Origin of the sequence: Nocardia sp. NPDC050413 (assembly GCF_040655475.1) — a bacterium.
GTDB lineage: Bacteria > Actinomycetota > Actinomycetes > Mycobacteriales > Mycobacteriaceae > Nocardia > Nocardia coubleae.
This window is the reverse complement of the sequence record NZ_JBFAJZ010000005.1, coordinates 256,294-273,347: the sequence shown is the minus strand read 5'-3', so window position 1 is coordinate 273,347 and position 17,054 is coordinate 256,294. Positions and strand designations below refer to the sequence as shown.

Genomic DNA, 17,054 nt, shown 5'->3' with positions numbered 1-17,054 from the left:
TGAGCACGTCACCATGTCTGTTGCCCGGCTTCCTCGCCCCACTACAACTGGGTGGGACGAGGAGGTCGGTGTGACGGTGGTTCTCGATTCCGGGCAGACGGCGGCGGCGCGGCGGCTCGGGGAGTTGCTCGATCGGAACGGGCGGGTGCGTAAACGGGCGCGCGGGGTGTATCTGCACGGCAGGCCCGGGCGCGGCAAGACAATGGTGATGGATCGATTCTTCGCTTCGGCCGATCCGATTCGCAAGCGCCGCTTTCATTTCCACAATTTTTTCGCCGCATTGCACACCGCGGTACACGAACTGGGTTCGATCGAAAATGCGATAGAACGTTTGCTGGGTGACGCGGATCTGGTGTGTTTCGACGAGTTCCACGTGCACGACATCGGCGATGCGATGCTCGTGGCCCGGCTGCTCGACACCCTGTTCGCCGAGCGTCGCACCCTGGTGGTCACCTCGAACTACCCGCCCGCGGGTCTGCTGCCGAACCCGCTGTTCCACGACCGGTTCGTGCCGACCATCGAGCGCATCCTGGACCACCTCGAGGTCGTGGCCCTCGACGGTCCGCTGGACTACCGCACCCTCGGCACCCGTGCCGACCACGGATTCTGTGCAGGCCGATACGTCGCGACGACGGAGCGCACCACCGGTCCCGGCATTGTGCTCGACCTGGCCGACGGGCGGACCGTGCGCGCGGAATCCGTCGACGGCGACGCGGTGACCTTCGCCTTCGAGCACCTGTGCGGCACCGCGACCAGCGCCGCCGACTACCTGCGTCTGACCACGCGTTTCCGCGCCTGGACCCTGGTCGCGGTTCCGCCGCTGCGCGCGGTGCCACCGGACTGGGCGATGCGGCTGGTGAATCTGGTCGACATCCTCTACGACGCCGACCTGCCGTGCACGATCCACGCGGCCGAACCCGTCACCGAGCTGACCACCGGGGTGCCCCTCGTGCCGGATCTCGCGCGCACCACCAGTCGGCTCGGTGAACTCTCACTAACCGGATCTCACACCGTTCGCACTGCGTAGCGTGCCCCTTGCCTCGAGGGGGACAATGAATAGGAGGAAATCCAAAAGAGCCGATTTCCTCCCGAGCGAACCGCCCGGCATGTAACTATGTGGCTGATTTGTGCAGTCTCTGGGGTTTGGTGGTACAGCTGTGATCGGGGTGAATCAGCCCATTACGCGGGCGATCGTCGTGATCGCACTGGTGGCCTGCGCGACTTTCGCGTTGCAGGGCAGTCTCCCCGGAGCCGGAGCAGACGAGTCGTCGGGCGCTCCGTCACCCCTGCTCGTCGCGGTGATGCCGGTGCTGCTGCTGGTATCGATCGTCATCCTGGTGGCCGGCGTCGTCGCCAGCCAGCATCGCCTCCCGCTCGCCAAGCCGCAACACGAGAACATCGGCCTGCCGAGAATCCAGTGGCGCAGGCTCGCGGTGCTCGTGCCGATGCTCATCGCCTCCGTCGCCCTGATGTTCGCCGCGGGCGTCACCGCCCTGTTCCTGCTGCCCGGTGCCCGGCCGGTGCGCCCGGCCGCCGAGACCCTGTCCGAGGGCTCGGGCCCGGTGCCGACACCCACCGACGCGCCCGCTCCCGACCCCACCGCGGGCCCCACCGAACTCACCGGCACCGCCCTGCTCATCGCGGCGGGGCTGGCCATCACCCTGATCGCGGTCGCGCTGGCCGGGCTCGCCGCCGTCGCGGTCGCCGCGCGCCGCGCCCCCGAGCAAGCCGTCGCCGACGAGCCCGCCGCACCGTCCGCCAGCGATGTCGACTCGCTCACCAGGGCCGCCGAGATGGGCCTGGCCGCGATGAACGCGCCGGGCCAGGACCCGCGCACCGCGATCATCGCCTGCTATGTGGCCATGGAACGCGGCCTGTCCACCGACAGCATCGCCCGGCCGAAGGCCTCCGACACCCCGATGGAGGTGCTGGCCAGGGCCTTCGAGAGCGGCGTGTTGCACGACGCCTCCGCCCGCGAACTCGTCGCGCTCTTCGAAGAGGCCAGGTTCAGTCCCCACTCGATGCTCGAATGGCAGCGCATGCGCGCCGAACAACTGCTGCGCATCGTGCTCTCCGACCTGCAGCGACGGGTGGTGCCCGCATGACCGGCCCACGCCGGGCGGCCCGTGGCGTGGAGGTCGCGTGAATCCCGGGGAAGAGATCAAGTCCAACCGGACGACCGTGGTCGTGACGGCGGTGGTCGCGGTGCTGGTGCTCGAGGTCGTGCTGTTGCGGCTCGACCGCGACCTGCTCCTGCTGGCCGTCGCCTTGCCGGTCGCGGTCGCACTCGGTGTGTTGGTGTGGTCGCTGCGCTACCGGGTGCGGCGCGAGGAGCCGCTCACCGAGTACATCGACAACGGCCCCGCCGAGATGCTCGGCCGCTGGCATGCCCGCGCCGAGATGCTCGTCGCCCGCGCCGACGGCACCCGCGCCGACTGGGACCGGCACCTGCGCCCGCTGCTGGCCAAAGAGTTCGAATTGTCCACCGGTATGCGGGTATCCAAGAACCGCAGAGCCATCGAGGCGGCCGGTCAGCTGCAGTTCGGTCCCGAACTGTGGCGCTGGGTGGACCCGGCGAATTCGTCGTTGCGCGACCAGACGGGTCGCGCACCGGGTAGGGCGGCGCTGGACGAGATCCTGCGCCGATTGCAGTCGATGTGAGGGGTTAGAGGCCACCGATGACAATGCCGTTGAACGTGACCGTCCAGCGCTCCGACGCAGTACTGCGAGAGCTGGGCCGGGTCGTGGTCGGCAAGCGCGATGAGATGCAACTCATCATGATCGCCGTGCTGTCCGGAGGCCATGTCCTCATCGAGGATCTGCCGGGCCTCGGCAAAACGCTGATCGCGCGTTCCTTCGCGGCCGCGCTCGGCCTGGATTTCACCCGCGTGCAGTTCACGCCGGATTTACTGCCCGCCGACCTGCTGGGCTCGACGATCTACGACATGTCGTCCGGGCGGTTCAATTTCCGGCGCGGACCGGTGTTCACCAATGTGCTGCTCGCCGACGAGATCAACCGCACCCCGCCAAAGACCCAGGCGGCGCTGCTCGAGGCGATGGCCGAGGGACAGGTGAGTATCGACGGCGAAACCTACCTGCTCCCACAGCCTTTCATCGTGCTCGCCACCGACAACCCGATCGAGTACGAGGGCACCTACCCGCTGCCCGAGGCCCAGCTCGACCGGTTCGCCATCCAGCTGCGCCTGGGGTACCTGTCCGAGCAGGACGAGACCCAGATGATCCGGCGCAGGCTCGAACGTGGTTCCACCCCACCGCAGGTGGGCCAGGTGGTGGACGCGCAGGGGCTGATGGAGATGCGTCAGTCGGTCGAGTTCGTCACCGTGCACCCCGACGTGGTGAATTACGTTGTCGCGCTCGCCTCCGCCACCCGGAGTCATCCGCAGGTGGAGGTCGGCGCCAGCCCGCGCGCCGAACTCGACCTGGTGCAGATGTCGCGCGCGCGGGCCCTGCTGCTCGGCCGCGACTACGTGATCCCCGAGGACGTGAAGGCGCTCGCCGTGCCCGCCATGGCGCACCGCATCACGCTGCGCCCGGAGATGTGGGTGCGGCGCATCCGCGGCGAGGACGTCATCGCCGAATTGCTGCGCAGGCTACCGGTTCCCCGCGCCACGAGCACATGAAGCACCGCGACGAATCGAAGACCGTCGAGGTCGAATTGCGATGGCGCCCGGCGCCGTTGGTGTTCATCCTCGCCGGTTGCGCCGCGGCGGCGCTCGTGGTCGCTGTGTTGCGCGGGCAGTGGCAGCTCGTCGTCTTCGCCGCGCCGATGCTCGGGGTGCTCGCCACCGCGCCGTGGCAGCAGAACCCGACCAGAATCCAGGTCGACGGCAGCGGCACCGTCCGCTGTTTCGAGGGCGAGGTCGTCACCGCCGTCGCCGCGGCGTTCGTCGAGAGCGGGCACGCGCTGCTGCGGATGGCCCCGGTTCCGCTCACCGGTCTCGACCTCGAGGTGGAGGAATCCCACGACTCCGGTGGCGCACCGGCCGGAATGCGGCTGGCACTCTCGGCCACCCGCTGGGGTCGTTACCCGGTGCAGGCGGCGGTGACCGCACTGAGCCCCGCCGGGCTCGCCGTCGCCACCGCCGAGCTGCCCGCCGCGAATCTCTACGTCTACCCGATCGCCGATCCGCAGCGGATGCGCATGCCGCGCACCGAGCTGCCCGATCGCATCGGCACCCACCTCACCCGCAAGCACGGTCCGGGTGTCGAATACGCCGACATCCGCGCCTACGCACCCGGTGACCAGCTACGCACCGTGAACTGGCCGGTGAGCGCGCGTCGCGGCAGGCTCTACGTCACCGAGCGGTTCACCAACCGCTCCGCCGACGTGGTCGTCCTCGTCGACACCTCCCAGCAGGCACCCGGCCCAGCCAGCGACTCGCTGGAACTGTCGGTGCGCGGCGCCGCCCAGGTGGTGCAGTCCACGCTGCAGGCCGGTGACCGCACCGCCGTGGTGTGTCTCGGTGAGCAGCCGCGTTGGTTGCGTCCCGATATCGGACGCAGGCAGTTCTACCGGATCGTCGACACCGTGCTCGGCGTCGGTGACGAACATGTCGAGCACACCGGCACCCTCGCCCCGCACGCCGCGGTGCCGATCGGCGCCATCATCGTCGCCTTCTCCACCCTGCTCGACACCCAATTCGCGCTCGCCCTCATCGACCTGCGCAAACGCGGTCACGTGGTGGTCGCCGTGGACGTGCTGCGCGGTACCCCCTTCGCCGAGGGCCTCGACCCGACCATGGCCAAGATGTGGCAGCTCGAGCGGGCCTCGATGTATCGCGACATGGGCACCGTCGGTGTCGACATCATCGCCTGGCCCGACGGCACCCGCCTCGACCAGGCCATGCGCCTGCTCCCCGAACACCGCCGGACAGTGCGGGTGCGCCGATGACCAGATTCCTCGCCCTGCTGGCCGGCTTGCTGCTCGTCGCCTCGGTCGCCCTGATCAACCCGATCCTCGGCGTACCGGCCCTGGCTTTCGTCATCGCGAGCTGGTGGTGGCGCCCCGCCTCGGTCGCCGCGGTCCTCACCGCCATCGCCGCCCTCGCCTTCGCCGATGTAGGCGTGATCGCCTCCGCGGCAACAGGTCTGGTAGCAACCACCTACCTTCTCAACGCCGCGGTCCTGCACGCGCCCGAAGGCGTAGTCCCCACCACCATCCCCTCGGTAGGCGGCGCGGTCCTGTTCACCATCGCCGCGACCACCGCGGCCCTGGTCCCCGTCCACCTGGCCTGGGCCCCCTTGGCCGCCCCCATCCTCATCGTCACGATCTACGCCTTCCTCACCACCACCCTCACCCCGCAATCCCCCCACACCACCCTTCCCCCATCCTGACCAAGATCACCACGCCCCGGTGGCGGCGACCTCTCGGCCGATGCCGCCACCAGAGCGTGGTGATCAGGTGTTCAGTTCAGGCGATGCGCAGGGTGACGTCGCCGAGGACGGGCGCGTCGTCGCGATCGACGGCCGTGACCACTGCGACGAGCGTGTCGGCCTCCCGCCACACCTTGGTGCGCAGGGTTTCGCCGGGGTAGAGCACGCCGGTGAACTTCGCGCGGAAGCCCGCGACGCGGGTGGCGTCACCGTCGAGCAGGACATCGGTGAGCGACTTGCAGACCACGCCGTAGGTGCACAGCCCGTGCAGGATCGGCGCGGGGAACCCGGCCGCCTTCGCGAATTCGGGATCGGAGTGCAGTGGGTTGCGGTCACCGCAGAGGCGGTAGAGCAGGGCCTGCTGCGGCAGGGTGGCGGTGGTGAGTTCCGCGTCGGGGGCGCGATCGGGGAGTTCGGTTTTCGTGCTCGGTCCGCGTTCGCCACCGAAACCACCCTCGCCCTTGGCGAAGATCGACGAGCGCGCCGTCCACAGCGGCTCCCCGTCGGCGCCGGTGACGGTGTGCTCCTGCACGATCACCGCATTGCTGCCCTTGTCCCAGACCTCGGAGATCCGGCCGACGGACACGGCCTTGCCCGACGCGGGAATCGGCTTGTGCACCACCACTTCCTGATGTCCGTGCACCACCTTCGCCAGGTCGATCTCGACGCCGGGGAAACTCACCCGCGGCGCGGCGGTCTCGCCGAGGGTCGGGGCGACGGTGGCGAAGGTGGGCAGCACCTGGGGTTCGCTGTCGTCGAGATAACGCAGCTCGACCGGGTCGGTGCAGCGCGCACCCGCGCCGAGACCCAGGTGATAGAGCTGCACATCCGTGGGGGTCCAGCTGAATTCGCGGCTGGGCAGCGCCGCGCCGAGCGCGATCTGTGGATCGATGGGCACTACTTCACTTCCTTGGCGGTAGAGGACTTCTTGCCGACGATGTCGAGCACGGACAGGTAGGCGAAGGTGATCGCGGGGCCGATGGTCGCGCCGGGGCCCGCGTAGGTGTGGCCCATCACCGGCGAGCTGCAGTTGCCCGCCGCGTAGAGGCCGTCGATCACCGAATCGTCTTCCCGCAGTACGCGTCCGGCGGTATCGGTGACGAGGCCGCCCTTGGTGCCCAGGTCGCCGGGCACGATCTTCGCGGCGTAGAACGGGCCCTGCGAGATCTCGGCCAGGCACGGGTTCGGCTTCACGGTCGGGTCACCGTAGTAGCGGTCGTAGTGGCTGTCGCCGCGACCGAAGTCCTCGTCCTTGCCCTTGGCGACGAAGCCGTTGAACCGCTCGACGGTGCCGGCGAGCGCGTCGGCGGGGACCCCGATGCGGGCGGCGAGTTCGGCGATCGTGTCGGCCTTGACGATGTGGTCGTTCTCCATCCAGTGCTTCGGAAAACGCTGTCCCGGTTGCAGACCCGCGAAGATGTAGCGGTTGCGGTAGCGCTGGTCGAACACCAACCAGGCGGGCACGTTCTCGCCGGGACCGGGGCCCTGGCCGTACTCGCCGCCGTACATGGTGTGCACGGCCTCCACATACGGAGCCGACTCGTTGCCGAAGCGCACGCCGCGGTCGTTGACCATGATGGTGCCGGGCAGGTTGCGTTCGGCCAGCGCGAACCAGGGCTTGCCGCCCTTGAAGATCGTCGGACCCCACCAGGCGTCCTCCATGAACCCGACCGTCGCTCCTGCCGCCATACCCGCGACGATGCCATCGCCGGTGTTGGCCGCGGCACCGGTTGTCCACTCAGTGGTTATCGGCTGCCGCTGGTACTTGGCGCGCATGTCCGCGTTGTGCTCGAAACCGCCGCTGCCGAGGATCACGCCGTAGCGTGCGGTGAAGGTGACCGATTCGCCGTCGACGGTGGCTTTGACGCCGGTGATCCGGCCGTCGCTCTCCACCAGGTCGGTGAGTGGGGTGTTGAGCAGAACCGGAACGCCCGCGTCGATGAGGCCCTTGCGCATGGCGGCGATGATGGCCTGGCCCATGCCGAGCAGGTGCTTACCGGTGAACTTGGCCAGGTAGGTGCGCGCACCCACGCGCAGCGCCCGCATCATGCCCTTGGGGTGGCGGCGGATCAGGTTGAGCCGCACGAAATCGGCCTGCATGACGACCACGTTCATCGGCGCCTTGGCATACGGCGGCTCGAGATTGGCCAGCTCCGCGCCGAGCACCTTGCCGTTGAAGGGGGTCGGTTCGCACGAACGACCCTGGCCCAGGCCACCTGGAGCCTCGGGGTAGTAATCGGAATAGCCGGGCACCCACTTCATTTTCAGCGGCGTGTGGTCGAGCACGAAGTCGAACGCCTCGGCGCCGCGATCGAGGTAGGTGTCGATCTTCTCGGCGGGCACCACGTCGCCGATGATGCTGTGCAGGTAGGTGCGCGCCTCGTCGCGATCGTCGGGGCGGCCCGAGGCGAGCAGCGCCTTGTTCCCCGGAATCCACACCCCGCCCCCGGACCGGGCGGTCGACCCGCCGTAGTGCGCCGCCTTCTCCAGCACCACCACGCTCAGCCCGTGGTGCGCCGCGGTGAGGGCGGCGGTCATTCCAGCGGCGCCACTCCCGACGACCACCACATCGTATTCCCGATCACTCATGTAGAACACGTTATAGAATCAGTACGCGGTTGCGCTATGTTGTCTGGAAGAAGAGCAGATATTCGGCTCCGAAACCGGTTACAGTTTGCCTGTCCGGCCGAGCAGATTTACCAGGAGGTACCCGTGCTGTCCGACGCGCAGCGGAGTGAACTCGCCGATGAATTGGCGCGCGCCGAACACGACCGGGTGGCCGTGCCGCCGCTGGTCGACCGGTACCCCGACATCGACGTCGTCGACGCCTACGAGATCCAGTTGCTCAACATCCAACGCCGACTGCGCGACGGCGCCCAGGTCGTCGGGCACAAGGTCGGGCTGTCGTCCAAGGCGATGCAGCAGATGATGGGCGTCGACGAACCCGACTACGGACACCTGCTCGCCGAGATGGAAGTCTTCGAAGACGTCCCCGTCGACACCGCCCAGTACCTGCTGCCCCGCGTCGAGGTCGAAGTCGGGTTCGTCCTCGGCAAGGACCTGCCCGGCGAGGACTGCACCGAAGCCGACGTGCTGGCCGCGACCGTCGCCTACGCACCCGCGATCGAGTTGATCGACTCACGGATCACCGACTGGAAGATCGGGTTGGCCGACACGATCTCCGACAACGCCTCCTCGGCCGGGTTCGTCCTCGGCAAACAACGCATCGCCCCGGCCGATATCGACATCACCGCCATCGACGCGGTCCTGACCCGCAACGGCGAGGTCGTCGCCGAAGGCCGCAGCGACGCGGTCCTCGGCGACCCGGTGATCGCGGTGGCCTGGCTGGCACGCAAGGTCGCGACCTTCGGAGTGCGGCTCAAAGCCGGTGACATCGTGCTGCCCGGCTCCTGCACCCGCGCCATCGACGCCCGCCCCGGCGACGACTTCCACGCCGAATTCACCGGACTCGGTTCGGTCCGTTTGCGTTTCAGCTGACCTTCCCTAGGAGTATTCCGTGACAAGTAAAGTCACCGCCGCGATCGTGGGGTCCGGCAATATCAGCACCGATCTGCTGTACAAGCTGTTGCGTTCGGACAAGATCGAGCCGCGCTGGATGATCGGCATCGACCCGGACTCCGAGGGGTTGAAGCGGGCGGGTGGGCTCGGCCTGGAAACCTCCGCCGAGGGCGCGGACTGGCTGCTCGCCCTCGACGAGAAACCCGACCTGGTGTTCGAGGCCACCTCCGCCTACGTGCACCGCGCGTACGCGCCGAAGTACGAGGCCGCGGGCATCCGCGCCGTCGACCTCACTCCCGCCGCTGTCGGCCCGGCCGTGATTCCGCCGGTGAACCTGGATTCGCTGCGGGACGCGCCGAACGTCAACATGATCACCTGCGGTGGGCAGGCGACCATCCCCATGGTCGCGGCCGTCTCCCGGGTGGTGCCGGTGCAGTACGCCGAGATCGTGGCGTCGGTGGCGTCGGTGTCGGCCGGGCCCGGTACCCGCGCCAATATCGACGAGTTCACCAAGACCACCTCCAAGGGTGTCGAAACGATCGGTGGCGCCCAGCGTGGCAAGGCCATCATCATCCTGAATCCGGCCGAGCCGCCGATGATCATGCGCGACACCATCTTCTGCTCGATCCCCGACGACGCCGACCGCGACGCCATCGCCGACAGCATCCTGCGCATGGAGAAGTCCATCCAGGAGTACGTGCCCGGCTACCGGTTGCTCAACGAACCCCAGTTCGACGACCCGTCGGTGGTGTCCGGCGGCATGGCGAAGGTGTCGATCTTCGTCGAGGTCGAAGGTGCGGGCGACTTCCTGCCCCCGTACGCGGGCAACCTCGACATCATGACCGCCGCCGCGACCCGCGTCGGCGACGTGCTGGCCGATCAGATCATCTCGGCTCGGGTGTAAGGAGTTTCCGCAATGAGCACAATCCTGAAGCCCTTCTCGGGCGAACTCGATGTCCGCGTCACCGACACCTCGCTGCGTGACGGGTCGCACCACAAGCGCCACCAGTTCACGGTGGAAGAAGTGCGCAATATTGTTGCCGCCCTGGATAGTTCGGGCGTGCCGGTCATCGAGGTCACCCACGGTGACGGGCTCGGCGGGTCCTCGTTCAACTACGGGTTCTCCAAGACCCCCGAACAAGAACTCATCAAAGCCGCGGCCGAAACGGCCGAGCAGGCCAAGATCGCCTTCCTCATGCTGCCCGGCGTCGGCGTCAAGGAAGACATCAAGATCTCCCAGGACAACGGCGCCTCGATCTGCCGCATCGCGACGCACTGCACCGAAGCCGATGTCTCCATCCAGCATTTCGGTCTCGCCCGCGAACTCGGCCTCGAAACCGTCGGGTTCCTGATGATGGCCCACTCCACCACCCCGGAGAAGCTGGCGAAGCAGGCGCGCATCATGGCCGACGCGGGCTGTCAGTGCGTGTATGTCGTCGACTCCGCCGGTGCCCTTGTCCTCGAACAGGTTTCCGACCGCGTCGCGGCGCTGGTCGCCGAGCTCGGTGACGACGCCCAAGTCGGTTTCCACGGCCACGAGAACCTCGGCCTCGCCGTCGCCAACTCCGTCTACGCGGTGCGCGCCGGAGCCACCCAGATCGACGGCTCGGCCCGCCGCTTCGGCGCGGGCGCGGGCAACCTCCCCGTCGAAGCGTTCATCGGGGTCTGCGACAAACTCGGCATCAAGACCGGCGTCGACTTCTTCGCCGTCACCGACGCCGCCGAAGACGTCGTCCGCCCCGCCATGCCCACCGAATGCCTCCTGGACCGCCAGGCCCTGATGATGGGCTACGCGGGCGTCTACTCCAGCTTCCTCCGCCACGCCGAACGCCAAGCCGAGCGCTACAACGTCTCCGCCGCCGAAATGCTCGTCCGCGCGGGCAAGCGCAAACTCGTCGGCGGCCAGGAAGACCAGCTCATCGACATCGCCCTCGAACTCCAACGCGAATCCGCTTCGTCCTGACCACCCCCGCCCCCGACACGGCGTGACCCTTTCGGTCACGCCGTGTCGCTGTCTGCCCCGAGGCGCGTCACCACCTGATCGCCATGCTCTGGTGGCGGCATCGGCCGAGAGATCGCCGCCACCAGAGCATGGTGATCTTGGTTCGGGGCCGGAAACTCGCTGGACACGGGGGATATAAGTGGGGGATGAGTGAAAACGGTCGGGCATTGTTCTGCGGCGGGGACTTGGCGGCACGGATCGAGCGGGCGGAGACCGCGGCGATCGTGGGGGCCGCTCGGGTCGGGATCGGGCGAGGAGTCGAGGGGTTCGTCCGGGAGATCGGGGGTGGGGCGGCCTGTTTCGCGGGGGAGGGGTCGCCGTTGAACAAGGTCGTGGGGGTCGGGTTCGGTGGGGTGCCTTCGGTGGGGGAGTGGGAGGCGATCGAGGCGGCTTACGCGCGGGTGGGATGTCCGGTGCAGGTGGAGTTGTCGCAGTTGGGTGAGCCGGGGATCGGGGAGGAGCTGACGGGGCGCGGGTATCGGTTGACGTCGTTCGAGAATGTGCTCGGGATGCGGTTGGACGGCGACGAGTTCGCCGTGCCGGACGGGGTGGAGGTACGGCTCGATGACGGGGAAGATCTTGGTGCGTGGCTCGATGTGGTGGTAGACGGGTTCGCCCATCCCGACGAAGGTCCGAACCACGAGGAATTCCCGCGCGAGGCGATTGCCTCGGTGATGCGAGATATGGCTTCGGCCGACGAGACCCGTCGCTATCTCGCCTACCGTGACGGGGTAGCGGCCGGTGGGGCGAGCCTGCGTACCGACGGTGGGATCGCCGCCCTCGCGGGCGCGGCCACTCTTCCGTCGCATCGACGACGAGGCGTCCAAACCGCCCTGCTCACAACACGTCTCAACGATGCGGTGAAGGCCGGTTGTGATCTGGCGACAGTCACCACCGCGCCCGGTTCCAAGTCGCAGCAGAACGCGCAAGGCCGAGGATTCTCACTCCTCTACACCCGCGCGATCCTGGTGAAAGAGCTCTGAATACCGTGCTGAGAGCGGCCACGAGTCAGAGTGCGGTGAGGGCTTGGGCCACGCGGGCCGCCCGCTCTTGCGGCGTGGTGGCCTTGAGGATCGGGAGGAAGAGCCGATACCGATCCGAACGGCTGAGCGCCGCGTAAGCCGATGCCGCGCACGGTGATTCGGCGAGTGCCGCAGCCAGCTCCGCAGGGGTTTCGGCGGTGCTCTGCCGTTCGTAGGCTCCGGCCCAGCGCCCGTCGGCGACGGCCTCCTCGATCGCCGCGTAACCGGCGGGCCGCATCCGGCCGGCCGCGATCAACGCCTCTGCCTTGGCGACATTGACCTGCGACCACGGACTGCGGGCCCGGCGCGGCGAGTATCGCTGCAGGTAGTGATGCGCGTCGAGGGAACGCCGGTGACTGTCGATCCAGCCGTAGCAGAGCGCGCCGTCGAGCGTCTCGGTGATCGTCACCGACGGCTCCGGCGCGCCCTTCTTCGCGATCCGCACCCACACCTCGTCCGCCGAGGCGTGGTTCGCGGCCAGCCACGCTTCCCATTCGGCGGCGTCGGCGCAGGTGACGAATTCGATGCTCGCGTTCATGGGAATCATCTTGCTCGCCAAAGTGCTCACCGAATGAGCAGTTTTTCGACCGGGGGTCGGCGGTTTCTGCGCGGCAAGAAAGGCCGTGGTTCGGGTCGCCACTGGCGCCGCAGACGCGGGGCATCCAGGTGACGAGCGCACTGGGTGCCGGACAGCAGGCGCTGTGGCGGATTGGGTCTAAGCGGCGGCGAGGGCGGACAGCAGAGTGTGGGCGCTCTGTTTGGCCTGCTCGGTGCGGTCGGGCTCGTTCACACCTTGGAGGTGGAACGCCCAGTGGGCCTCGAACAGGCAGGCCAGGGCGTACGCGGTGACGGCAACCCGATCCGGTGATGCGGCCGGGTAGGCGGCACCGAGTTGTTGTTCGAGGCCGGGCAGCCATCGGTTCGTCCAGAGGTCCGTGAGGCGTTGCCGCACAACGGGTTCGCGAGCCGCCAGGGCGACCAGTTCGCACCACACCACCAGATCGTCGCGATCGGCGTAGGCGCCGGGCTCGAACATGCGCGCCACCCGTTCCTCGACGGGCGCGTCGGCGCCGAGGCGCAGCAGGTTGTCGCCGTACTCGGCGACGGCGTCGGTGATGAATGCCTGCATGAGCCCGTCGCGGCTGCCGAAGTAGTGCAGCACCAGGGTGCGTTGCACGCCTGCCGCCGTCGCGACCCGTGACAGCGTCGTATTCGCGAACCCGTCGGCGGCTACCACCGAGCGCGCCGCCCGCAGGATCTGCGCGATCCGCTCGGTGGCCTTGCTGGGGCGCCCGATTTTATTTACTGTCATGACAGTCAATATATTCGATGGGGAGGCAGTGATGCGAGTTCTGGCACTGGGTGGGGCGGGGGAAATGGGGCGCGTCGCGGCGCGCGTCCTGCGCGGCGACGACAGGGCCACCGCGTTGACGATCGCCGATCGCGACGAACGGGCAGCGCGCAAGGTCGCCGGGGAACTCGGTGCCGAAGCACGAGCGCTCGATGTCACCGACGGTCCGTTACTCGCCGCGGCACTGCGCGAGGCGGACCTCGTGGTGAACACCGTGGGTCCGTACTTCCGCTTCGGCCCGCCGATCCTGGCCGCCGCCATCGCCGCGGGTTGCGACTACATCGACATCTGCGACGACCCACAGCCCACCGCCGACATGCTCGAACTCGACGCCGAGGCGAAAGCGGCCGGGGTGACGGCGCTGCTCGGCATGGGCGCGAGTCCGGGCGTGGCGAACCTGCTCGCGGTCCGGGCGGGCGCCGAGCTCGATCGGGTCGACTCCCTGGTGACGGGCTGGAACATCCACTCGGCCCACACCGAGGAAAGCGCCGCCGCGACCGCCGCCGTCGTGCACGGCATGCGCCAGATCAGCGGGAACATCCCGGTGACCAGGGCGGGCGCACGCGTCGAACGCCCTGCGCTGGAACGGTTTCGGCTCGAATACCCGGGACTCGGCAGCGGTGAGGGCCGCAGCTTCGGTCACCCGGAGGCCATCACCTTGCCGCTGGCTTTCCCCGGTGTCGAGGACGCGACCTCGGTGGTCGTCGCCGATCGCCCGACCTCGGCTGCGCTACTGGCACTGCGCTGGGCGATGAACCGCCGCCTGCTGACCGTCGATCGCGCGGCGCTCTTGGCTGCCCGCCTCGAACGCCTGCTCCCGGCCGACCCGGCAACTCTCGTCGCGGCCGGTGGACTGCCGCCGCTGTTCGCCATCGCCGAAGGGGAACGAGACGGCTCGCCCGCAAGGGTCGCCACTGCGCTGAGTCAGGTCCCCGGCCTGTCGATGGCCGACAACACCGGCGTCCCGTTGGCTGTCGGCGCACTGTTGCTGGCAGCGAACCCACGTCCAGGGGTGCACGCACCCGAAACGCTGCTCGACCCGGACCAGTTCTTCGCCGCCGTCGCGTCCCACTGCCTCGGCGCACCGGACCCTGCGGCGATGACGATCACCACCCGAAGCTGGGTAACCCCCGAATGCAACGCCGCAGCGCTGTCGTCAGCACTGCTGACAGCATTGATCGCGGCACGCTGAGTCACGCCACTCGCGTGATCGAGGTGTGCGCACACGATCCGATGAACGAAAGCCGCCCTTGTCGGTTGAACCATGACCGTGCTCATCGCCCATCTCGAACCGAACGATGGGTGTCCGGCGCCTCTGCGCCACCGGTCGACGAAGTAGAGTCGGCCGCGCCACCGTCAGCGGTCGAGCCGAGCGGACACGTGACCGGCCGCGCTCACAGCCAGGTGTCGAGGCTGGTGGTGGTGAGGAAGTGGTCCAGGTCGGCGCGCCAGGGGGCGGGGGTGGTCTTGTCCGGTTCGATGCCGGTGTACTGGCCACGGTAGAACAGCAGTGGACGACCATTCGTCGTCGACTCCGATTCCGTCAGGGCCTGCACGCGCCCGATGACGATGTAGTGGTCACCACCGTCGACCACCGAGTCGACGGTGCATTCGATGGTCGCCAGTGAACCGTCGAGCACAGGAACACCCAGATCCGAGGTGTGCCAAGGGACTCCGGCGAACTTGTCCGGTTCGCGGGAGCCGAAGCGGGCGCACGTCGGCTGCTGTTCCTCGGCGAGCACGTTCACACAGAACTTGCCCGCCGCCTCGATCGCCGCCCACGAGCGCGACCCCTTGGTGGGGCAGAACAGCACGAGCGGCGGTTCGAGGGAGAGGGCGGCGAAGGACTGACAGGCGAACCCGATCGGCGCACCGTCGGGGTCGAGCGCGGTGATCACGGTGATGCCGGTGCAGAACTGCCCGAGCACATTACGGAATTGCCGGCCGTCGATCGCCGGTGTCTGTTCGGTCATGTCCCTCGCCGCCATTCCTATTGCTGCTTGAATCCGACGGTGAAGTCGTGACCCCAGAGGCTGACCGCGGTGGATTCGCGGGCCGTCCAGTTGTCGTCGTCGACTTCCAGTCCCTCACAACCGAATTCGATGTCGAATCCGCCCGGCGTCTTCATGTAGAACGACAGCATCTTGTCGTTGATGTGTCTGCCGAGGGTGGCCGACATCTTCACCTTCTTGCGCAGGGCGCGGTCCAGGCAGAGGCCGACGTCGTCGGAGTTCTCCACCTCGACCATCAGGTGCACGATGCCGGTGGGGTTCGGCAGCGGCAGGAACGCCAGCGCGTGGTGGCGTGGGTTGCAGCCGTAGAAACGCAGCCAGGCGGGGTCGCCGTCGGCGGGGCGGCCGACCATCTGCGGTGGCAGCCGCATGGAGTCGCGCAGCCGGAAACCGAGCACGTCCTGGTAGAACGCCTGCGCCGCGGCATCGTCGGTGCAGGTCAGCACCACGTGGCCGAGGCCCTGTTCGGCGGTGACGAACTTGTGGCCGTAGGGGCTCACGAAACGGCGACCCAGGTACTGCGCGCCGTAGAACGCCTCGAGAGTGTTGCCGGACGGGTCCTGGAACCGGATCATGCCCTCGACGCGGCGCTCGCCCAGTTCGTCCTTGGTCCCCTCGGTGTAGTCGACCCCGGCCTTGTCCAGGGTCTCCCGCAGCTGCTGCAGGCCACGCGCGTCGGTGACCTCCCAGCCCGAGACCAACAGCCGGTCCTGCTCGCCGGGGACGATCACCAGTCGCGCGGCGAAATCGTCCATGCGCAGGTAGAGGGCGTCGGGGTTCAGCCCGGTGCCCTCCATCATGCCGAGCACCTTGAGGCCGTACTCGCGCCAGGCCGCCATGTCGGTGGCCTCGATGCGCATGTAGCCGAGTGCGCGAATACTCATCACTTGCTCCCGAGGAAATCGACTGTGAGCCGGTTGAACTCGTCGAACTTCTCCAGCTGCGCCCAGTGGCCGCAACCGCCGAACACGTGCAGTTGCACCCGGGGAATCACCTTGGTCGCTACGAGCGCGCCGTCGAGCGGGTTCACCCGATCCTCACGACCCCAGATCAACAGCACCGGCTGACGCAGTTTGTAGGCGTCGCGCCAGAGCATGCCCTTCTCGAAGTCGGCGCTCGCGAAGGACTTGCCCATCGCGCGCATGGCCGCCAGCGATTCTGGGGTGCTCGCCTGGGCGAACCGTTCGTCGATGAGCTCCTCGGTGATCAGCGACTGGTCGAAGACCATGATCCGCAGGAACTTCTCGAGGTTCTCCCTGGTGGGCTGGTAGCTGAACGCTGAAAGCAGCTTGACGCCCTCGGTGGGGTCGGGCGCGAACAGGTTGGTGCTCAACCCACCCGGACCCATCAGCACGAGTTTGCCCGCGCGCGTGGGGTTATCGAGCGCGAAGCGCACCGAGGTGCCGCCGCCGAGCGAATTGCCCAGCAGGTGAACACGATCGGTGATTTCGAGATGATCGAGCAGCGCCAGCAACGCGGTGGACGCGTGCACGAAGTACTGCGGATGATCCACCGGCTTGTCGGACTTGCCGAAACCCGGCTGGTCCAAGGCGATCACATGGAAGTTCTCGGCCAGCACCGGGATATTGCGGGCGAAGTTCGACCACGCCGAAGCGCCGGGCCCGCCACCGTGCAGCAGCACGATCGTCGGACCGTTGCCGACGCCCGCTTCGTGATAGTGCAACTTCAAAGAGGGAGTGACCTGCGCGAAGCGTGAGGTCGATTCGTAGGTGATCTCAGCGGTCTGGGTCATC

18 protein-coding genes are annotated in these 17,054 nt (G+C 67.9%); 11 read left to right on the top strand and 7 right to left on the bottom strand.

Features of this window, described 5'->3' with window-relative positions; genetic code table 11:
- Window positions 1-70 precede the first annotated feature (70 nt).
- The 6 genes from zapE (at window position 71) to AB0I19_RS15800 (ending at window position 5,355) form a co-directional block, all read left to right on the top strand.
- Entirely contained in the window at window positions 71-1,027 is a 957-nt protein-coding gene (zapE, locus tag AB0I19_RS15825; protein ID WP_357149145.1) for a cell division protein ZapE, read from the top strand.
- A 139-nt stretch (window positions 1,028-1,166) separates the two neighbouring features.
- Window positions 1,167-2,105 carry a DUF4129 domain-containing protein gene (locus tag AB0I19_RS15820; protein ID WP_357149143.1) on the top strand — a complete coding sequence of 313 codons (939 nt, stop codon included), beginning with the start codon at window positions 1,167-1,169 and terminating at the stop codon, window positions 2,103-2,105.
- A gap of 37 nt (window positions 2,106-2,142) precedes the next feature.
- Window positions 2,143-2,661 (top strand): hypothetical protein, encoded by a 519-nt coding sequence (locus AB0I19_RS15815; RefSeq protein ID WP_357149140.1) that lies wholly within the window; start codon window positions 2,143-2,145, stop codon window positions 2,659-2,661.
- A 17-nt stretch (window positions 2,662-2,678) separates the two neighbouring features.
- Window positions 2,679-3,641 (top strand): MoxR family ATPase, encoded by a 963-nt coding sequence (locus AB0I19_RS15810; protein ID WP_067495609.1) that lies wholly within the window; start codon window positions 2,679-2,681, stop codon window positions 3,639-3,641.
- The gene (locus AB0I19_RS15805) at window positions 3,638-4,912 is read left to right on the top strand and encodes a DUF58 domain-containing protein (RefSeq protein WP_357149137.1); all 1,275 of its coding nucleotides are present in this window, start codon (window positions 3,638-3,640) and stop codon (window positions 4,910-4,912) included. Before AB0I19_RS15810 ends, AB0I19_RS15805 begins: the two co-directional genes overlap by 4 nt.
- On the top strand, window positions 4,909-5,355 hold the full coding sequence (locus tag AB0I19_RS15800) for a hypothetical protein (RefSeq protein WP_067495603.1): 447 nt from the start codon (window positions 4,909-4,911) through the stop codon (window positions 5,353-5,355). The genes AB0I19_RS15805 and AB0I19_RS15800 overlap by 4 nt, the downstream gene beginning before the upstream one ends.
- A gap of 76 nt (window positions 5,356-5,431) precedes the next feature.
- Here AB0I19_RS15800 and AB0I19_RS15795 read toward each other — a convergent pair whose 3' ends face one another.
- Together AB0I19_RS15795 and kstD are read right to left on the bottom strand one after the other, a co-directional pair.
- Complete coding sequence (locus tag AB0I19_RS15795) at window positions 5,432-6,292, bottom strand: MaoC/PaaZ C-terminal domain-containing protein (RefSeq protein WP_357149134.1); 861 nt, start codon at window positions 6,290-6,292, stop codon at window positions 5,432-5,434.
- Window positions 6,292-7,983: a 3-oxosteroid 1-dehydrogenase gene (kstD, locus tag AB0I19_RS15790; protein ID WP_357149132.1), complete on the bottom strand. Its 1,692-nt coding sequence runs from the start codon at window positions 7,981-7,983 to the stop codon at window positions 6,292-6,294. Before kstD ends, AB0I19_RS15795 begins: the two co-directional genes overlap by 1 nt.
- A gap of 123 nt (window positions 7,984-8,106) precedes the next feature.
- Here kstD and AB0I19_RS15785 point away from each other — a divergent pair, with 123 nt between their 5' ends.
- The 4 genes from AB0I19_RS15785 (at window position 8,107) to AB0I19_RS15770 (ending at window position 11,898) form a co-directional block, all read left to right on the top strand.
- Window positions 8,107-8,892 (top strand): 2-keto-4-pentenoate hydratase, encoded by a 786-nt coding sequence (locus tag AB0I19_RS15785; RefSeq protein WP_357149129.1) that lies wholly within the window; start codon window positions 8,107-8,109, stop codon window positions 8,890-8,892.
- A gap of 19 nt (window positions 8,893-8,911) precedes the next feature.
- Window positions 8,912-9,817: an acetaldehyde dehydrogenase (acetylating) gene (locus AB0I19_RS15780; protein WP_357149126.1), complete on the top strand. Its 906-nt coding sequence runs from the start codon at window positions 8,912-8,914 to the stop codon at window positions 9,815-9,817.
- A 12-nt stretch (window positions 9,818-9,829) separates the two neighbouring features.
- Complete coding sequence (dmpG, locus tag AB0I19_RS15775) at window positions 9,830-10,876, top strand: 4-hydroxy-2-oxovalerate aldolase (RefSeq protein ID WP_357149123.1); 1,047 nt, start codon at window positions 9,830-9,832, stop codon at window positions 10,874-10,876.
- Between the two features lie 185 nt (window positions 10,877-11,061).
- A complete protein-coding gene (locus AB0I19_RS15770; RefSeq protein WP_357149120.1) occupies window positions 11,062-11,898 on the top strand; it encodes a GNAT family N-acetyltransferase in 837 nt (278 codons plus the stop codon).
- A gap of 25 nt (window positions 11,899-11,923) precedes the next feature.
- Here AB0I19_RS15770 and AB0I19_RS15765 read toward each other — a convergent pair whose 3' ends face one another.
- Window positions 11,924-12,475, bottom strand: a complete 552-nt coding sequence (locus AB0I19_RS15765; RefSeq protein WP_357149118.1) for a YdeI/OmpD-associated family protein — start codon at window positions 12,473-12,475, stop codon at window positions 11,924-11,926.
- Between the two features lie 177 nt (window positions 12,476-12,652).
- Window positions 12,653-13,249, bottom strand: coding sequence for a TetR/AcrR family transcriptional regulator (locus tag AB0I19_RS15760; RefSeq protein WP_357149115.1), 597 nt, complete (start codon window positions 13,247-13,249; stop codon window positions 12,653-12,655).
- A gap of 31 nt (window positions 13,250-13,280) precedes the next feature.
- Between AB0I19_RS15760 and AB0I19_RS15755 the strand changes: the two genes are divergently transcribed.
- On the top strand, window positions 13,281-14,480 hold the full coding sequence (locus AB0I19_RS15755; protein ID WP_357149112.1) for a saccharopine dehydrogenase NADP-binding domain-containing protein: 1,200 nt from the start codon (window positions 13,281-13,283) through the stop codon (window positions 14,478-14,480).
- Between the two features lie 202 nt (window positions 14,481-14,682).
- On the opposite strand, the gene hsaB is transcribed toward AB0I19_RS15755, so the two are convergent.
- From hsaB to hsaD, 3 genes are read right to left on the bottom strand one after another with little or no spacing between them, the layout of a single operon-like run.
- Window positions 14,683-15,261 carry a 3-hydroxy-9,10-secoandrosta-1,3,5(10)-triene-9,17-dione monooxygenase reductase subunit gene (gene hsaB, locus AB0I19_RS15750; RefSeq protein ID WP_357149109.1) on the bottom strand — a complete coding sequence of 193 codons (579 nt, stop codon included), beginning with the start codon at window positions 15,259-15,261 and terminating at the stop codon, window positions 14,683-14,685.
- Window positions 15,262-15,278: 17 nt separating this feature from the next.
- Window positions 15,279-16,187 carry an iron-dependent extradiol dioxygenase HsaC gene (hsaC, locus tag AB0I19_RS15745; RefSeq protein ID WP_133733945.1) on the bottom strand — a complete coding sequence of 303 codons (909 nt, stop codon included), beginning with the start codon at window positions 16,185-16,187 and terminating at the stop codon, window positions 15,279-15,281.
- On the bottom strand, window positions 16,184-17,053 hold the full coding sequence (hsaD, locus tag AB0I19_RS15740; RefSeq protein WP_357149106.1) for a 4,5:9,10-diseco-3-hydroxy-5,9,17-trioxoandrosta-1(10),2-diene-4-oate hydrolase: 870 nt from the start codon (window positions 17,051-17,053) through the stop codon (window positions 16,184-16,186). Before hsaD ends, hsaC begins: the two co-directional genes overlap by 4 nt.
- Window position 17,054: the final 1 nt, after the last annotated feature.